The sequence below is a fragment of the Bacillus sp. CH_48 genome (assembly GCF_038008465.1).
Taxonomy (GTDB): domain Bacteria; phylum Bacillota; class Bacilli; order Bacillales; family Bacillaceae_G; genus Bacillus_A; species Bacillus_A thuringiensis_S.
Genome location: NZ_JBBOZF010000001.1, coordinates 1,904,559 through 1,922,624, shown reverse-complemented (window position 1 = coordinate 1,922,624; position 18,066 = coordinate 1,904,559). Strand labels below are relative to the sequence as shown.

Here is an 18,066-nt window from a genome sequence, read left to right as displayed (position 1 = left end):
TTAGATATGAATAGACAAGAAGCTACGCAAAAAATTTTAGCGGCAAAAATTGAAAAAGGGTTAACTTGGGAAGAAATTGCAAAAGTAAGTGAACACTCTGAGACTTGGGTTGTAACAGCGTTATTAGGACAAGCTACAATGACACATCCAGAAGCAGAAAAAATTGGTAAACTATTAAAATTAGATGAAGAAGTAGTTCAATCATTAACAGTAGTTCCACTTCGCGGCCAAGTGATGGAAATGCCTCCTACGGACCCGATTGCATATCGTTTATATGAAATGATGTTACAATATGCACCAACTATTAGAGAGTTAATCTTAGAAAAAGCGGGCGAAGGTGTAATGAGTGCGATTAACTTCAACCTAGGTGTGGATACACAAGAAGATCCAAAAGGTGGCGATCCTCGTATCGTGATTACACTTAATGGGAAATTCTTACCATTCCGTACATGGTAATTAATTAAAAATCTATCTATATAATTAAAATAATTTTATAGATTTAATAAATCTATCCTTTTTAATCTAACTGTGTAGAAAGGATGGATTTTTACTATGAGATTCTTTTTCGGCAAAGGAGAATAATATGAATAAAAAACACTTTGATACGAGTTTTAGTATTCTACAATGGTTTGTGTTTCTATTAGCAAATGCAATTGCGTTACCTATCATTATTGGTGGCATATTCCATTTACCAATAGAGGATGTCTCAACATTAATGCAGCGGACTTTTTTAGTCTTGGGAGTAAGTTCGTTTCTACAAGCGTGGTTTGGGCATCGTTACCCCATTGCGGACGGGCCAGCCGGTTCATGGGTAAGTATATTTGTCATATTGGGACAAGTCGCTATGCATCAGGGACAAAGTGCAAAAGACGTATTGCAACTTTTAGAAGGCGGATTAATTATTGCAGGTATATTACTCTTCTTTCTTGGTATAACAGGGCTTGTTCATCGAATCTTACGCTTATTTACACCCTTGGTTACAGGAACCTTTCTTTTAATATTATCTCTTCAGCTTAGTGGTGTGTTACTAAAAGGAATGATAGGATTACAAGGATCTGCAACCCATCCTGACTATACAACAACTACTATTGCTCTCTTTGTTTTTGCCCTTATTACTTTCTTATCAATTAAAGGGAAAGGATGGATGAAAAGTTACGCTGTGTTACTTGGAATTTCATGTGGTTGGCTTTTGTATGCAGTATTAGGAAAATCATCTCATATCCCTTCGCATACAACGCTAGTTAAGTTACCAGAGATATTTGCTTGGGGCACACCTAGATTCGATATTGGAATGACTCTAACTGCAACTTTATTTACATTTCTTTTAGTTGCAAATACAATCGCTGCTATTTCGGCTGTAAAACAAGTGGCTCCATTATCTAAAGAAAATGAAAAGCAAACACTGAACCGTGGTGTATGGGTCGGAGGTATATCACATATTATCTCGTCGTTGTTCTCTACAATTGGAATTGTACCATTACCTGCATCAGCAGGATTTATCCAACTAACAGGACAAAGAAAAGTGAAGTCGTTCCTTATAGCAAGTCTTATATTAGCAGGAATTTCTTTTATTCCCTCAATTGTAAACTTTATATCCTTGCTACCAGGACCTATTGCTAATGCTGCACTTTTAGCTACATTTGTCCAAGTAATAGGCATTTCATTTCAATCCATTTTACGTGAAGAATTAAATCAATGCCGATTAACTATATTAGGAATTTCATTATTAATCAGTTTGGGAATATTGTTTCTTCCAGAAAGTGCATTTAGCGGAGTTCCTTCTTCCTTACAATATGTTTTAAGTAATGGCTTACTTGTGGGTACCATGCTTGTCATTCTATTAGAACAATTTTGGAAAGAGTAAAAAGCGCCCTACTTATAGGGCGCTTTTTTTATAACTAATGACTAATACTAGCAGTTGGATATAATGTTGTTCCTCCAATTGAAACTTTTATTTCATTTGTTAATGGAACGTTTTGTTCATTAATAATTGTTCTCCACCATTCCCATGCAAGACCTGTACATTCTCTTGCTACAATTTTTATATTTTTTGAGTTCGGTGGAAGAGGGATAACTGTAGAGTAATGAGCCGTTTTGTCTTTTCCGCTACCATCCCATGTTTTATGTGTTAGTACTTCGTTACCCTTTTGGTCAAATGTGAATTCATCCCAAGATACATCAAATTGAGCAACGTAAGCACCGTAATGATCAAGTGTCATTTTAGCACTTGAATATTCTGTAGTTGTCGTCTCAATATAATCTGTATTGTTATGAACAGCGGCAGTTGCATTATCTTTTAAGAAAGTGCTTGTATATGAAATTGGATATGCTGGATTTTTAAGACTTAATTCAGCATTATCTTTAATGATATTTCGGATTTCATTGAAATCTTTAGTAACAACCTTGTTATGCTCTTTCGCATCTCCGCCTAATACTACAGCAGTAAAGGTACTTTCTTCAAAAATATCTTTATACTGTCCACTCGTTTCGACGCTGTTATTCTTAAGTAAGGCTTTAAAAGCAGCTTGTACATCTTTACTCTTAGATGTTGTTTCTAATTTTACATAAACGGTTCTACCATAAGCTACATTTGAAACCATAACAGGTGGAGCCGAATTACTTACACCTTTCCGAGTTAACTCGTCAAAAGTAACACTATTATCAAAAAGATCGGATGGATTGTTAGGTAGTTCAGCACTTACCGTATAAAATATTTGCTTATATGCCGCTACCATCACTTTCTTCTCTCCATTTGCAACCGCATTAAAATCAATGTTTAGACTGTTATCAAGATATTTAGCGTTAACATTAAGAGCACTTGCTATTTGTGATTTACTATAAACCATAGATTCTGTATACTGCATTCTTGCAGGTAACGTATGTGTTGTAGAATACTTTTCATTCCAAGTAGATACTAAATCGTCTACTGCTCCAGCTACATTACCATATGTCGGATTTTGAACAGTGATTGTATTTTCTTTTCTCATGCCAGGTAAGTCTATACTAATATTCAAAGGCTTTCTCTTAGCCACTAATAAACTCGGTTGATTGTCTGCAAAAGCTTTATTTGCAAGTTGTACAGCTCCTGGATACGTGCGATTCACTACAGAATCAATAATTGAAATATCGACCGGTGACGTTGTAAGTGATTTTTTCTCGCGTTCCACTACTACAAATTTACCATTTGAATTGATACTTTCTTTCGGAACAAAACTCTCTACTTTATCACCATTTACAGCTAAAACCTCTTGATTATTATATTTAAGATTTGCTATACCAGTATCAATGCCACTAGCATTTTTAGTTACATCAGTTACATTACTTGCTTGTGTTTCTGCGAAGGAAATAGATGAATAATTAATAGTGCATAAACTAACTAATAAACATGCAAGGAACTTTCTTCTTTTAGTATTTTTCTTAATATTCAGAAAAATCACCCCGTTCTTTTTTTAGTAAAATATGATAATGATTGATAAATGATAGCTAATTAATAAACTTACATAAATGCTTTTAAAAGTTCTTGAATTAACGGGATTACGCCACCTACAAATTTTAAAACTGCCATTGCGATTTCCATATTATTTCCTCCTTTTTCTTGCTACGATAATGTGGTTTATCTTTATGCCCTCATTATAGTGACACCTTACACTTTTATCAATACACTCTGATATGCAATATTACATATCAAAAACAAACTGAATTCTTTTAAAAAGTTATACAGAGATATTTTTTTCGTTTGGTACATACTTGAAAAGGTGAAGCATTCTTTTGCATTTTATGAGTAATCACATAAAAAAAGTTGCTGCCTATAAAATACAGACAGCAACTTCAACTAGAGTGTCTTGCATAATCTACGCAAGACATTTTATAACTAATAAACTGCTATTGGCCCATAAGGACCATTAATAATTTCTATTTTTGTTTCAAAAATATCTGTCAAAAGTGTTGGATCCATAACCTCTTCTACTGTTCCAAAAGCAGCAATTTGTCCATCTTTCATAGCACAAATTTTATCAGAGTATTTAGCCGCAAAATTTATGTCATGCATGACAGTCAAAATTGTTCGTCCAAATTCATTAGCTGCACGTCTCAAATGCTCCATCATTTGAACAGAACGAGCAACATCAAGGTTGTTCAAAGGTTCGTCCAAAAGTACATATTCCGTCTCTTGGCACAATACCATCGCTACATATGCCCTTTGTCTTTGACCACCAGAAAGCTCATCTAAATATCTATTCTCTAAACTAGTTAAATCTAAGAAATCAATATATTTAGAAATGATAACCTCATCTTCTTTAGTCAATCTTCCCTTTGAATAAGGAAAGCGCCCAAATCCAACTAATTGTCTAACAGTAAGCCTAGTTACAAAATGATTTTCTTGTCGCAATATAGTCAAAATTTTTGCTAAGTCTTTTGATTTGGATTCAGAAACATCCATATTTGCTACCTGAATTTGACCTTCATCCATATCTAAAAGTCTTCCAATCATCAAAAGTGTCGTAGACTTTCCAGCGCCATTTGGTCCAATTAAAGAAGTAAAGCCTGCTTTTGGTATTTCAATATCCAAAGGTCCTATCTTCACCTTATCAGTATAGAACTTTTTAACATTATCAATTTTTATCATAAAGCCCTCTTCCTTAAAACTATAGTTAAGAATATGATTCCACCAAATAATTCAATAATAACTGAAACTACACCTTGAGCATGGAATACATGATACATTAAAAAGTATGCACTCGTCATTATTAAAAATCCTATAGCAAAAGCCATCGGAAAAATGTATCTATGATCATAAGTTGACGCTGCCTGATAACTCAAAGTTGCTACTAAAAAGCCGTAGAAAGTAAGTGGTCCAATTAGAGCTGTTGAAATGGACATCAAAATAGCTACTAATACAAGCGTATAAATTACACTAGGTTGATATTTAACACCAAAAGAAGTAGCAACATCTTTTCCTAGTGACAAAACATTCAAATTCTTAGAATGAGCCAAAATTAATACTGCTACAATTATGATCATAGGAATTACAATAGGAAAATATGCAGGATCTGCATGATTAACAGAACCAAATAATCTTGCTTGTAAAATATCAAATTCTGAAGGCGCAAGTAGTTTTCTCATGAAAGTTGACACTGAATTTAGCCCGGTACCAATAATAATTCCAACTAAAAGCATAAGTTGTAAATTCCCGTATTTACCGGAAAGTAACCATCCATAAAGTATCAAACTCATGAAGACCATAACAACAACTTGGAATAAAAATGATCCAATTCCATTAAAATTTATTAATGCACTAGCACCAAAGAAGAATATTGTACTCGTTTGAATTGCTGAATAAAGTGATTCGAAACCTAAAAGCGATGGAGTAATAATTTTATTATTCGTAATAGATTGGAAAGCAACTGTCGACAAGCTATGGCAAACTGCAGCGATAATCATTGCAACAATAGCTACTATCCTTCTCTTAACGACTGGGATAAAAGAAGGTGAATCTATCGGAACTGGATTGTTATAAACTAAAAGTCCATATGAAGAAAGGAGACCTAAAGCAATCAATGTAATCAGTAAAATCCAATAACGTCTTGCTTCCTTCTTAGACCGAAAAGCGCTAGCTGATCTACTTTCATTATGAAGGCTAGAATCGATTTCGACATTTTCTTTTTTTCTATATTCTAATGTGATCATCGTAGCCTCCTTGGTTTTCTTTGTCTCAATAAAATAGTAATAAACACGACTGCTCCCACTGTTGCAAGTATTAAAGAAACAGGTAATTCAAAAGGCTGTATAATTGTTCGAGAAATGATGTCACAGGCAGTTATTGACCCCATTCCGATCACACAAACCCAAGGTAAATTACTCCTAAGATCATCACCTCTAAACATTGAAACGATATTTGGCACAATTAATCCTAAGAAAGGTAAGTGTCCAATAACAGCTGCAACAATTCCAACTGCAACAGATATAAGAGCAGTCCCAAAAAGAACAATTCTATTGTAATTAACTCCAAGGCTTGTTGCGACATCTTCTCCTAGTCCAGCTAAAGTCAATCTATTAGCATACATAAAAATAAGAAAAGTAATGATAACAATCAGCCATAAATATTCATATCTTCCTACCTGAACGTTCGCAAATGAACCTACGAACCAAGTTTCAATACTTTGCGTCTTTTGAAAAAGGAGTCCCAAAAAAGTAGACACTGCAGAAATAACTGCTCCAAGCATCAATCCAATAATCGGGACAATTAAAGACGAACGAAGCTTAACTCTTCTTAAAAATAGAAAAAAAATCATAGTTCCTATAAAAGAAAAAATGATTGCACCAGTCATTCTTTGAACTAAAGTTGGGGCAGGAAATAGTAAATACACAAAAAGCAGGCCTAAGCCTGACCATTCAATAGTCCCTGTTGTAGTAGGTTCAACAAAGCGATTCTGTGTAATGAGTTGCATTACGAGCCCTGCCATCGCCATTGCAGCTCCAGTAAGCATTAATGCAACTGTTCTTGGAACACGAGTGATGAAAAACATCTCCATTCCGTCCTCTTGTCCACGTATATCATAAACTCCAGTAAACAGTGATATAATCCCTAAAATTAGAACAACTATAATCGCTATTATAAAAGGTTTTGTCCATAATTTATTGTGATTATAAAACTGGGGTTGAGAAATATTCTCAACCCTAGAAATTATATTTTTTGACACTGCTTCGTACTCCTTTACACTACTTAGCTAAAGTTTTTGAAATATTTCCAAATAACTCTATATAAGTTTGAATTGATTCATTTGTGTAAGTATCTTCTGGTGCATAAATAACCTGGTTTTTAGAAACAGCAGTTGTGTTTTGAAGAGCAGGTGATTTAGAAATAACATCCTTAGCTGGAGCTGAAGTGGCTGCATCAGATGTTGCAGCATCACGATCTAATACGAAAATCCAATCAGGATTTGTTTGTGCAATAGCTTCAACAGAAACGTCGTCACCTTTATGACCTGCAGTAGAATTTGAAACTTCTAATGCTGGAGTCCAACCGAAAATTTCATACATTGGTCCCCAAACACGACCAGAGTGCGGCGCAGCAAAACCGATATTCCCACCAGTAACGATAACACTCATAACTTTATCTTTTCCGTTATAAGCAGATTTTGCGTTTTCAATAGATTTATCAAAATCAGCTACTAATTTTTTAGCTTCTTTATCTTTATCAAAGATTTTCCCTAAAGTAACTGTAGAATCTTTAAGTCCTTTTACTAAGTTTTCGCCAGGCTTAGTAGCCTTCTCAGATACATCAACATTAAGATCAATAACAGCTGCATTTGGTACTAATTTTTTGATTTCTTCGTAATGACCAGCAAATCTTTGACCAACGATTACAAGTTCAGGATTTGCAGCTGCAATAATTTCAAGATTTGGTTCACGGTGATTTCCAATGTTTTGAACTGAATCATCCTTTTTATATGCTGAATCTGCAGGCATGATATCCTTTGGAGCAGCCGCTAATTTAATTCCCCAATCAGATAAAGTTTCAAAAGTTCTGTTATCCAAAGCAACTACATTCTTTGGGTTTACAGGGACTTTAACAGTTCCATGAGCATCAGTGATTTCAACCGTTTTTGCCTTATCACTACCATTATCTTTATTAGCCTTTGACTCTTTAGTATCATTACTTGGATTTGAGCAAGCTACTAACATTAAAGTAAAAATTGCTAGAATACTCACTAATTTTAAAAGCATAGATTTTTTCATATGTATACTCCTTATAGTGTAATTTATTTCGAAAATGATGACATCCATAGATTGAATTAGAAATTAACTTTTATTCAATTGAATCGCTATTGATAATCATTTTCATTTGAACATCCTGTTAATTAGTATAGTCATTAATTCTGTGAAAATCTTGTGAATGGTGTGAATTCATAAAATCAGGCACCAAAAGTAATATGTGAAGTCAGGCGTGTTGATTAATCATGATTTCCTCTACAAAACACGCTCATTAATAGCTAATATTTTTATAATCCATTTTTTTAAGTCTTTTAATACTTCTAAGAAACTATTTGATTATTAGATTCAATAGAAAAAAGAGTAAAACTGAATGAAACAGTTTTACTCTTTTTTCTATTACCTTATTTTATCATTCAATCATTGAATAACCTCTACCATGTATCGTTTGAATATATCTTTCTTTCTTCTCGCACTTTAACTTTTTTCTTACATACCCAATATATAAATCTACTACATTTGGATTTACTACTACGTTATATCCCCAAACCTGATTCAAAAGCATTTCACGGCTCAATATTGTATTTTTATTCTTGATTAAAAATACAAGTAAATCGTACTCGCGCTTAGTAAGCGAGAGATTTTCGCCACCTTTTTTCACAATATTACTAGATGCATCAACAAAGAGATCTTTAAACTGAAAAAAATTCGTCTCATTTTGCTGAATACAGTCACTTCTCCTTAAAATTGCTTGAACCCTTGCTACTAATTCTTCTTTCACAAATGGTTTTCTTATATAATCATCTGCTCCTGCTTGTAGCCCTGCTATGCAATCCTTACTAGAAATATTGTCGGTCACAATAATGATCGGTGTCGTTTTAACAAGTCGTATTTGTCTGCAAATTTCTGGTCCCGATATACTTAATGAGTCCCAATCCAATATGATAATATCCCAATCTTGTTCATATATTATATTTAAACCTTGGTTTTCATTGTGAAGTTTTAAAATGAAATAGCCTTCTTGCGTTAGACCGCTTACAATTTTCTTTGCTGAAGACCGTTCATTCTTAATTACTAACACCTGCCTCACCGATGGTTCACCTCTACTTCAATATAACTTATTTAGATAAAAAAATTATCCCGAAAAAACAATTTAAGATTTATAAATTTAAGATTCCTAAATAATCCATTAAAACAGCTTATTAGGAGAACTCTATATAATCTTACAATAGGTATGGTTAAAAACACAAAACATATGAAGATTGTAATAAATTAAAATTTTAATACAAACTCACCAGTTGGGCGTTTACTAGCAGCTATAGTACCTCCCTACTTATCATCAATAACCATTTTTTTATTCTCTGTTTCAAGGATACCGTCCCATCAACTTCAGCATTCTATAAAACCACAAACAAAAAAACCATAACCTCGCCAATCTGGCAAAGTTATGGTTCATATCATACAAAATAAAAAAACCACCAAATATGTATTGGTGGAGACGGTGGGAGTCGAACCCACGTCCAAAAATATCGGCACTTAAGCTTCTACGAGTGTAGTCGATATATTAGCATTTCGCGAACTCTTCGGCCTATCGACAGGCTTCCAAGTTGCTAGTCTGGTTGTTCTCTTCCTTTGTCCTCAGACGGCGAACTCCGGCGTAGTCCACTTAGTTTGAGTCCCTTACCCTACCACATGGACGATGGAGGGAGGAACCTTTAGTGCAATTAAGCAGCTAAAGAAAGATTGTTTTGTTTGCCAATTATAGGCTTTGACGTTTTAACGAGGCCGATCCCCTCGACTCGCAACCTAAGCTCGAACTATCCCTGTCGAATCCGTAACGTCCCCATGATAAAAATGGAGCATACGAAGAAAATATCGTGATAGCTACTAAGAGCTATTTTTCAATGTGCAACAACCTTACATAAGTTATTATAACATACGCGCGCCGTTTTACAAATGTAAATATCTGTATTACATCTTTTGGCGATCACGGAACACGCGTGCAATTTCACGTTTCGCTTCTTTCTCTTTTAAATCGTGACGTTTATCATATTGTTTCTTACCTTTTGCTAAACCAAGTGCCATTTTTGCAAATCCATTTTTTAAATAGATTCTAAGTGGAACTAATGCGTAACCTGTTTCTTTTGCAGCGCCCGCTAGCTTATCAATTTCTTTTTTATGAAGAAGTAATTTTCTCGTGCGAAGCGGATCATGGTTGAAACGATTCCCTTGTTCGTACGTATTAATGTGCATATTATGAACCCATACTTCACCATTATGTACACGTGCAAACGCATCTTTCAAGTTTACGCGTCCAGCGCGAATTGACTTAATTTCCGTTCCTTGAAGGACAAGCCCTGCCTCGTATGTTTCTTCGATGAAATAATCATGAAATGCTTTTTTATTTTGTGCAATAACCTTACCTGTACCCTTTGGCATATAACGTCCCTCCTCTATTTTTACTATTGTAACAAATGTTAATAAAAAGCGAAAGTGGCTCGCTCAGAATGTGAGGTGGATGGAGCTTCTGACCTTGAGGCGCTCTTTGCCTCTCGGGAAGAAGTGAAGCCGCCAAACATTCTAGCCACTGTAGCTGGATTCCATTAAAAGCGAAAGTGGCTCGTTCAGAATGTGAGACGGATGGAGCTTCTGACCTTGAGGCGCTCTTTGCCTCTCGGGAAGAAGTGAAGCCGCCGAACATTCTAGCCACTGTAGCTGGATTCCATTAGAAAGCGAAAGTGGCTCGCTCTCAAGCCACTAATAAAAAAAGAAAAAGCCTCGCTTTTCATCAAAGCGAAGCCATCCTTTTCTTACTTACGCTTTTTCTTTTTCTTCTTGAATCCTGGTACGTTTTCGAAGAATCCTTTTTTCTTCTTGCCATTACCATCTTTTTTCCCTGGCTGACTAGCAGACGTGGATGCTGTTGCTGATGCGGATCCTCTTCCTGTGCTTTTACCTTTGCCACCACGGTCAAACTTTCTACCTGTGCCACGTTCACCGCCGCGCTCATTACTGCGCTCGCTACGTCCACCGCGTTTCTTTCTGCCTGTTCTTGGCTGCTCGATAACGACTGGACGATCTTTGAACTTACGACGAGGTGTACCTTTCATGCCAACGATTTCAAAGTCGATTGCACGCTCGTCTTTATTTACGTTAATAACACGAATTGTAATTTCGTCACCGATGCGGAATACGTTTCCTGTACGCTCTCCGATCATAGCGAAATGCTGCTCGTCATAACGGTAGTAATCATCCGTTAAGTAGCTAACGTGTACAAGACCTTCAATTGTATTTGGAAGCTCTACGAATAAACCGAAGTTTGTTACAGAGCTAATCATACCGTCATACTCTTCACCGATCTTATCAACCATATACTCTGCTTTTTTCATCTCATCTGTTTCACGCTCGGCTTCAACAGCACGGCGTTCCATATTAGAAGAGTGCTCTGCAATCTCAGGTAATTTTTCACGCCATTTTGCTTGCGTTTCATTGTCGACTTTACCATTAATAATGTATTCACGAATTAATCTATGAACGATTGTATCTGGGTAACGACGAATTGGTGATGTGAAATGTGTGTAGAACTCAGTTGATAAACCGAAATGCCCTAAACTATCCGCATCGTAACGAGCTTGCTTCATAGAACGAAGCATAACCGTTGAAATAACTACTTCTTCAGGCTGTCCTTGAACCATTTCAAGAATTTGTTGCAGCGCACGAGGGTGTACTTCATTCGCACGTCCTTTTACCGCATATCCGAAGTTCGTTACAAACTCGAAGAAACGCTCAAGCTTATCTTCTTTCGGATCTTCATGGACACGGTACATAAACGGTACGTTCATCCAGTGGAAGTGCTCTGCTACTGTTTCATTCGCAACAAGCATAAATTCTTCAATTAACTTCTCTGATACAGAACGATCGCGCATAACAACATCAGTCGGTTTTCCTTCTTCATCTACTAATACTTTCGCTTCTTTAAAGTCAAAGTCAATTGCACCACGGCGCATACGTTTTTCACGTAGAATTTGTGCCAATTGACCCATCTCTTTAAACATCGGTACTAATGGCTCATAACGCTTAATTAACTCTTCGTCCTCATCTTCTAAAATGCTTCTTACGTCAGCATACGTCATACGCTCTGTCGTTTTAATCACACTTTGGAAAATCTCGTGTTTAACAACATCACCTAAGTTGTTGATTTCCATTTCACAAGATAATGTCAGACGGTCTACTTTCGGATTTAATGAGCAAATACCGTTAGATAGACGATGTGGAATCATCGGAATTACACGGTCAACAAGATACACACTCGTCGCTCTTTCCGCTGCTTCTACATCAATTGGAGAACCTTCTTGAACGTAATGACTTACATCCGCAATGTGAACGCCAAGCTTGTAGTTACCGTTCTCAAGCTTCGTTACTGTAACAGCATCATCTAAGTCTTTCGCGTCTGCACCATCAATCGTTACGATCATTTGATCACGTAAATCACGACGATCCTTTAAATCTTCTTCTGAAATCGTTTCTGGTACACTGTTTGCATGCTCCATCACTTCTTCAGGGAATACTAAAGGTAAATGATGTTTATGAATGACAGATAAAATATCTACTCCTGGATCATTTTTATGACCTAGAATTTGAATAACTTCACCTTCTGCGCTTAAACGGTTTTCTGGATAGCTCGTAATTTTCACAACTACTTTATGACCTTCTACAGCACCCATTGATGCACTTTTCAAGATAAAGATATCACTCGTCCAGCGCTTATTGTCAGGTATAACAAATCCAAAGTTTTTCGATTCTGTATATGTACCAACAAGTTCTTTCGTTCCACGCTCTAAAATGCGTACAATTGAACCTTCTTGACGTGAACCGCTCGATTGAGAACTAAGGCGTGCTAATACTGTATCGCCATGAAGTGCACCGTTTAATTCTGTAGGAGGGATGAAAAGATCATCGTCTCCAGTTTTCTTCTCTTCTGGCACAACGAAAGCAAAGCCACGTGCATGTCCAATTAACTTACCTCGTACTAAATTCATCTTTTCAGGAAGACCGTATCGATTACTACGTGTACGAATAACAAGTCCCTTCTCTTCCATCATTACAAGTGCTTTTACAAAATCTTTAAAGCCCTCAGAACCTTCAATTCCAAATGCCTCTTCTAACTCTTGTATCGTTAGCGGTTTATACGCTTCTTCTCTCATAAATAATAACAACTTATCAATATGTTCTTGTGTGATTTCTTCCAAGCAAAAATACCTCCTTTAAAACCTTATATTATTTAGTGTATCCGAAAGATAGGGGATGTATAAAGCGAAACTTCAATACTCCCCTTATGATTTTTACAGTTTTCACAAAAAATTCCTTATGAAAAAAAGAGGCAACTAGATCTTACCAATCTAGTTGCTCCAAGAAGTTATATACATCCTCATGTAGCTCATCACGTTGTTTATCAAGTGTAATGACATGCGTAGAGTCTTCATACCATTTAATGTCTTTTAACGTAGATTCTACACCGTTATAAATAATGTTAGCACTATCTGTATTAATCATTTCGTCATGACGTGCTTGTACAACAAATGTTGGTGCATAAATCATATCCACATTGTTACGTACGTCAGCAATTAATTGTTGTAATGCTTTTAATGTATTCATCGGTGTCTTTTGGAATTCCAACATTTCTTGTTCAATTTGTTCTGGTGATTTTTGCTCACGTTTTTTATATTCGCGGGCATATGCCAATATACCTTGGTACATCGTTTCTTCGCTCTTAATATACATCGGTGCACACATTGGTACTACACCTAAAACCGGTACTGTATAACCTAATTTTAAAGAAAATACGCCGCCAAGTGACAATCCAACAACAGCAATTTTCTCAAAACCTTTATCTTTTAAAAGCTGATATGCCTCCGTTACATCTTGCCACCAATCTGTAGGGCCTGTATGAACAAGCTCTTCTGGTGGTACACCGTGCCCTTTATAAATTGGCGCATGACAAGTATAGCCTTTCTTTTCTAAGAAACGCCCTAACATACGTACATCAGCTGAGTTCCCTGTGAATCCATGTAGTAATAAAACAGCGCGGTCTCCACCCTCAAATGTAAATGGTTTCGGAGATGCTAATTTCATCATGTACTTCTCCTCTTTCTCTTCTGTAATCTAGTCGTATTCTTTCTATATCTAGTGTACCATATTTACATTTCTATAATCTAATTAGAAACATCTTTCAAATGGCAAAACAAAAAAAGAAGAACCATTAGTACATCTTACTAACGCTTCTTCTTTCAATTTTATAAGTTTAAGTACGTAACAGCAATTGTTAATACAAAGAACAATACAGCTAAAAAAATTGTAATACGGTTTAATACCGCTTCAATTCCACGTGCTTTTTGCTTACCAAATAATTGCTCTGCACCGCCTGAAATTGCACCTGAAAGGCCTGAGCTATTACTAGACTGCATAAGTACCATAACAATCATTAAAATCGATACAGTAATAAGTAAAACGGATAATAACGTATGCACTTGGCGTACCTCCTACAAAGATTCAGTTATTGTAACTGTAGCATAAATCCTATAGAAAAGCGAGAGCTATAGAGTTGCCCTCGCTTTTCTTCTATTACATAAACATCATTGCAAATAACGGTCCAAGTAAACATGTCAAAATTGCTGTTAATGTCATTGTTACCGATCCAATAACACCTTCATGTTCGTTATTTTTCATCGCTCTCATAACACCCATAATATGAGAAGCACATCCAAATCCGATACCTTTACCAACTGAGTTTGTAACACGGCTCCATTTTAATAAGAGAGGTCCTGTAATTGTTCCAGTAATACCTGCGATAACAACGAAAGCTGCTGTTAAGGAAGGTACACCACCAACTTGTTCAGAAACGCTCATCGCAACTGGCATTGTCACCGATTTTGGTAAAGACGATAAGATTAAGCTTTTATCTGTTCCCATAAGTGAAGCAATGGCAAAATCACTAGCGATTGCAACTGTTGTACCTACTAATACCCCACCAGCAATCGGTACAACATATTTTTGCAGAACATGACGTTGTTTATAAAGAGGAATTGCAAATGCTACAACACCAGGTCCAAGTAGCTTTGCAATCCAACCACCACCACTTTCCATATAATGTTGATATGGTATATCAAGCACGATAAATAGGAAAGCCATTAATCCTGTTGCTACAAGCATTGGAATGGTGAATGGTGTTGGAAATAATTTATAGATTTTTTTAGATAATTGATATAATAGCACCGTAAAAAGAACCCAACCGATTCCGATTAATATTTGGCTCATCGCGACTCTCTTTCCTTCCTATTCGCAAGATATTGTCCTGTATGTCCTGCGACAATAATAATTAAAAACGTACTCGCTACAACTGTAATGAAAAGAGAAATTCCTTTACTCATAAAAAAAGCACCGTAATTCATTAGGCCAAGCGTTGGCGGAATTAATAAAAACGGCATAATAGCAACGAGTGTTTCTGCTCCTAAATCGAACCATTTCACTGGAAGAACTTTTAGGCTAAGTAAAACAAGTAAGAGGAACATCCCAATCAAACTTCCTGGAATTGGAATATTTAGCATTTCTTGCACCCAAGTTCCAACCATATAAAACACGTAAAGAGCAGCAATTTGGACAAGAATCTTTGTAAATTTCATGTTCATCATCCCTCATGTTTATACGATCTTCTGTTAATATCTTTATCATAGTATAAATTGTAAAAAGCTGCAATTTATCAACTTGACAGCAAAAACAGCCTGTGTTATACGCTTACAACCTTGATATGACTGCATTTCCAAACGAAAATTACGTCAAAAACCTTGACCTAATATAAAAAGTTTTTATTTTCTGAATTTATAAGACTATTATTTCAATAAAATAATCTTTTTATCCTTAAGCTTACATATATATAAAGTGAAACTTTAATCCATGAGGATTCCCACATCCATACTGATTGTTAGCCCTCATCAAGCGGGTTTGTAAGGGATAAACAAGATAGGTGGTGAACATATGCCAAAAAAAGTTCTCATTTTTTGTGATCCTGGGATTGATGATACGATGGCTCTCCTCTTAGCTTTCTTTATTGATGAAATAGAAATTATCGGTATTGTTGCTGATTACGGCAATGTCCCGAAAAAAATGGCCGTACAAAATGCTCATTTTTTTAATAACGAAACAAAGAATAGAAATATCAAGATATTCGGTGGTTCAGAACGTCCTCTTACTGGTGCCCCACCTGCGTTTTTTACGGATGTACATGGGAAACAGGGGCTCGGGCCAATTATTCCAAAGGTAAATGTGACTAACGGAGAAATGGAGAATTTTTTTGAAGTTATTCCTCTTATTGAGCAGTATAAAGATGAATTAATCATTGTAAGTTTAGGAAGACTTACCTCCCTAGCAATTTTATTCATCGTATGTAAACAGTTAATGAAGCAAGTTAAATCTTACTACGTAATGGGCGGTGCCTTTTTACACCCTGGTAATGTTACCCCTATTTCCGAAGCAAACTTTTATGGCGATCCTACTGCTGCTAATATAGTCCTCCAATCTACAGCTAACATGTACATATACCCATTAAACGTCACCCAATATTCCGTCATTACACCCGAGATGGCAGAGTATATTGAAACAAAAGGAAAAGCCCCACTTGTCAAACCTTTATTCGATCATTATTACTACGGATATTATAAAGACGCCCTACCACATTTAAAGGGTAGCCCCTTCCATGACACAATGCCAATACTCGCTTTACTTGATAACTCTATGTTTACCTATCACAAATCACCTATCGTTGTCATGACAGAATCTTATGCGCAGGGGGCAAGCATTGGAGAATTTCGCTCTTTAGGAGAATCTAAGCCATTTATTGATTGGCCGAGTCATCAAATCGCAATTGATTTTGATTATAACCGCTTCTTCAAACATTTCATGTCACTTATGACGGGCGAACAATTTTAGCATAAAAAAACAGACCGTGATTTCTCACGGTCTGTCGTTATTTTCTACAATTATCGTTTGATGTTATAGAAAGATTTGATACCATCGTAAACAGCGATTTCGCCTAGTTCGTCTTCGATGCGTAATAATTGGTTGTACTTAGCAATACGGTCAGTACGGCTCATAGAACCAGTTTTGATTTGGCCAGCGTTAGTTGCAACTGCGATGTCAGCAATTGTAGCATCTTCAGTTTCACCAGAACGGTGAGATACAACTGCTGTGTAACCAGCACGTTTAGCCATTTCGATAGCTTCGAAAGTCTCAGTTAAAGTACCGATTTGGTTAACTTTAATTAAGATTGAGTTAGAGATACCTTTTTCGATACCTTCAGCAAGTTTTTGAGTGTTAGTTACGAATAAATCGTCACCAACTAATTGTACTTTATCACCGATACGCTCAGTTAATAATTTGTGACCATCCCAGTCGTTTTCGTCTAAACCATCTTCGATAGAGATGATTGGGAAGTCTTTGCAAAGCTCTTCGTAGAAATCAACCATTTCTGCAGAAGTTAAGCCAGTACGGCCTTCGCCTGCAAGGTCATATTTACCAGTTTCTTTGTTGTAGAACTCAGAAGAAGCAACGTCCATTCCTAAGAATACGTTCTCGCCAGCTTTGTAACCAGCTTTTTCGATAGCTTCGATGATTACTTCTAAAGCTTCACGGTTAGAACCAAGGTTTGGAGCGAATCCACCTTCGTCACCTACTGCAGTGTTAAGACCTTTGTCATGTAATACAGCTTTAAGTGCATGGAATACTTCAGCACCCATACGGATTGATTCTTTGAATGTTGGAGCACCAACTGGTAAGATCATGAACTCTTGGAAGTCAACGTTGTTATCAGCGTGAGAACCACCGTTGATGATGTTCATCATTGGAGTTGGTAATTGTTTTGCATTGAATCCACCAAGGTAACGGTATAATGGAAGACCTACGAAGTCAGCTGCTGCGTGAGCTACTGCCATAGATACACCAAGGATAGCGTTAGCGCCTAGTTTACCTTTGTTTGGAGTGCCGTCTAATTCGATCATAGCACGGTCGATACCAGCTTGGTCAGTTACATCGAAACCAGCGATTTCTGGAGCGATAATTTCGTTAACGTTGTTTACTGCGTTAACAACACCTTTACCAAGGTAACGAGATTTGTCACCGTCACGTAATTCTACTGCTTCGTGCTCACCAGTAGATGCACCACTTGGTACGATAGCGCGTCCGAAAGCACCGCTTTCTGTGTAAACTTCTACTTCTACAGTTGGGTTACCACGAGAGTCAAGGACTTCGCGAGCATAAACATCAATAATTGTTGACATAATAAATTCTCTCCTTTTTATATAAGCA

The 18,066-nt window shown here is 36.4% G+C and carries 16 protein-coding genes and 1 other RNA gene; 3 read left to right on the top strand and 14 right to left on the bottom strand.

Features of this window, described 5'->3' with window-relative positions; genetic code table 11:
* Positions 1-6: 6 nt before the first annotated feature.
* Together cynS and N2V92_RS09425 are read left to right on the top strand one after the other, a co-directional pair.
* Positions 7-456, top strand: coding sequence for a cyanase (gene cynS / locus N2V92_RS09430; RefSeq protein WP_042598534.1), 450 nt, complete (start codon positions 7-9; stop codon positions 454-456).
* A 127-nt stretch (positions 457-583) separates the two neighbouring features.
* Positions 584-1,864 (top strand): purine/pyrimidine permease, encoded by a 1,281-nt coding sequence (locus tag N2V92_RS09425; RefSeq protein ID WP_042596474.1) that lies wholly within the window; start codon positions 584-586, stop codon positions 1,862-1,864.
* A gap of 34 nt (positions 1,865-1,898) precedes the next feature.
* Here the strand turns inward: N2V92_RS09425 and alo are convergent, their stop codons facing one another.
* The 13 genes from alo to N2V92_RS09360 all read right to left on the bottom strand — a co-directional run bounded on the left by alo (position 1,899) and on the right by N2V92_RS09360 (position 15,389).
* A complete protein-coding gene (gene alo / locus N2V92_RS09420; protein WP_000576735.1) occupies positions 1,899-3,437 on the bottom strand; it encodes an anthrolysin O/cereolysin O family cholesterol-dependent cytolysin Alo in 1,539 nt (512 codons plus the stop codon).
* 434 nt (positions 3,438-3,871) lie between these two features.
* Positions 3,872-4,624, bottom strand: coding sequence for an iron ABC transporter ATP-binding protein (locus N2V92_RS09415; protein ID WP_000590056.1), 753 nt, complete (start codon positions 4,622-4,624; stop codon positions 3,872-3,874).
* Positions 4,621-5,685: an iron chelate uptake ABC transporter family permease subunit gene (locus N2V92_RS09410; RefSeq protein ID WP_000631243.1), complete on the bottom strand. Its 1,065-nt coding sequence runs from the start codon at positions 5,683-5,685 to the stop codon at positions 4,621-4,623. Before N2V92_RS09410 ends, N2V92_RS09415 begins: the two co-directional genes overlap by 4 nt.
* Entirely contained in the window at positions 5,682-6,698 is a 1,017-nt protein-coding gene (locus N2V92_RS09405) for an ABC transporter permease (RefSeq protein ID WP_000041823.1), read from the bottom strand. Before N2V92_RS09405 ends, N2V92_RS09410 begins: the two co-directional genes overlap by 4 nt.
* A gap of 19 nt (positions 6,699-6,717) precedes the next feature.
* Positions 6,718-7,737 (bottom strand): siderophore ABC transporter substrate-binding protein, encoded by a 1,020-nt coding sequence (locus N2V92_RS09400; RefSeq protein WP_016078161.1) that lies wholly within the window; start codon positions 7,735-7,737, stop codon positions 6,718-6,720.
* A 385-nt stretch (positions 7,738-8,122) separates the two neighbouring features.
* A complete protein-coding gene (locus N2V92_RS09395; RefSeq protein WP_042596480.1) occupies positions 8,123-8,800 on the bottom strand; it encodes a response regulator transcription factor in 678 nt (225 codons plus the stop codon).
* A gap of 400 nt (positions 8,801-9,200) precedes the next feature.
* Positions 9,201-9,555: a transfer-messenger RNA gene (ssrA, locus tag N2V92_RS09390) on the bottom strand.
* Positions 9,556-9,681: 126 nt separating this feature from the next.
* Positions 9,682-10,149, bottom strand: coding sequence for an SsrA-binding protein (smpB, locus tag N2V92_RS09385; RefSeq protein ID WP_001123920.1), 468 nt, complete (start codon positions 10,147-10,149; stop codon positions 9,682-9,684).
* 371 nt (positions 10,150-10,520) lie between these two features.
* The gene (gene rnr, locus N2V92_RS09380) at positions 10,521-12,959 is read right to left on the bottom strand and encodes a ribonuclease R (protein ID WP_098348794.1); all 2,439 of its coding nucleotides are present in this window, start codon (positions 12,957-12,959) and stop codon (positions 10,521-10,523) included.
* Positions 12,960-13,101: 142 nt separating this feature from the next.
* Positions 13,102-13,842 carry a carboxylesterase gene (estA, locus tag N2V92_RS09375; protein ID WP_000761986.1) on the bottom strand — a complete coding sequence of 247 codons (741 nt, stop codon included), beginning with the start codon at positions 13,840-13,842 and terminating at the stop codon, positions 13,102-13,104.
* Positions 13,843-14,003: 161 nt separating this feature from the next.
* Entirely contained in the window at positions 14,004-14,237 is a 234-nt protein-coding gene (gene secG / locus N2V92_RS09370; protein ID WP_042596553.1) for a preprotein translocase subunit SecG, read from the bottom strand.
* 94 nt (positions 14,238-14,331) lie between these two features.
* A complete protein-coding gene (locus N2V92_RS09365) occupies positions 14,332-15,024 on the bottom strand; it encodes an LrgB family protein (RefSeq protein ID WP_000078304.1) in 693 nt (230 codons plus the stop codon).
* Positions 15,021-15,389, bottom strand: coding sequence for a CidA/LrgA family holin-like protein (locus N2V92_RS09360; RefSeq protein ID WP_000673222.1), 369 nt, complete (start codon positions 15,387-15,389; stop codon positions 15,021-15,023). Before N2V92_RS09360 ends, N2V92_RS09365 begins: the two co-directional genes overlap by 4 nt.
* A gap of 352 nt (positions 15,390-15,741) precedes the next feature.
* Between N2V92_RS09360 and N2V92_RS09355 the strand changes: the two genes are divergently transcribed.
* Entirely contained in the window at positions 15,742-16,692 is a 951-nt protein-coding gene (locus N2V92_RS09355; protein ID WP_001125040.1) for a nucleoside hydrolase, read from the top strand.
* Positions 16,693-16,742: 50 nt separating this feature from the next.
* Here N2V92_RS09355 and eno read toward each other — a convergent pair whose 3' ends face one another.
* Positions 16,743-18,038: a phosphopyruvate hydratase gene (eno, locus tag N2V92_RS09350; protein WP_000103951.1), complete on the bottom strand. Its 1,296-nt coding sequence runs from the start codon at positions 18,036-18,038 to the stop codon at positions 16,743-16,745.
* Positions 18,039-18,066 lie beyond the last annotated feature (28 nt).

What these genes read in the sequence shown, in the direction of transcription:
- N2V92_RS09360 (WP_000673222.1), bottom strand. Translation starts at nt 15,389, where the DNA reads ATGAAATTTACAAAGATTCTTGTCCAAATTGCTGCTCTTTACGTGTTT.
- smpB (WP_001123920.1), bottom strand. Translation starts at nt 10,149, where the DNA reads ATGCCAAAGGGTACAGGTAAGGTTATTGCACAAAATAAAAAAGCATTT.
- N2V92_RS09400 (WP_016078161.1), bottom strand. Translation starts at nt 7,737, where the DNA reads ATGAAAAAATCTATGCTTTTAAAATTAGTGAGTATTCTAGCAATTTTT.
- N2V92_RS09355 (WP_001125040.1), top strand. Translation starts at nt 15,742, where the DNA reads ATGCCAAAAAAAGTTCTCATTTTTTGTGATCCTGGGATTGATGATACG.
- N2V92_RS09415 (WP_000590056.1), bottom strand. Translation starts at nt 4,624, where the DNA reads ATGATAAAAATTGATAATGTTAAAAAGTTCTATACTGATAAGGTGAAG.
- eno (WP_000103951.1), bottom strand. Translation starts at nt 18,038, where the DNA reads ATGTCAACAATTATTGATGTTTATGCTCGCGAAGTCCTTGACTCTCGT.
- N2V92_RS09410 (WP_000631243.1), bottom strand. Translation starts at nt 5,685, where the DNA reads ATGATCACATTAGAATATAGAAAAAAAGAAAATGTCGAAATCGATTCT.
- N2V92_RS09365 (WP_000078304.1), bottom strand. Translation starts at nt 15,024, where the DNA reads ATGAGCCAAATATTAATCGGAATCGGTTGGGTTCTTTTTACGGTGCTA.
- N2V92_RS09425 (WP_042596474.1), top strand. Translation starts at nt 584, where the DNA reads ATGAATAAAAAACACTTTGATACGAGTTTTAGTATTCTACAATGGTTT.
- estA (WP_000761986.1), bottom strand. Translation starts at nt 13,842, where the DNA reads ATGAAATTAGCATCTCCGAAACCATTTACATTTGAGGGTGGAGACCGC.
- cynS (WP_042598534.1), top strand. Translation starts at nt 7, where the DNA reads ATGAATAGACAAGAAGCTACGCAAAAAATTTTAGCGGCAAAAATTGAA.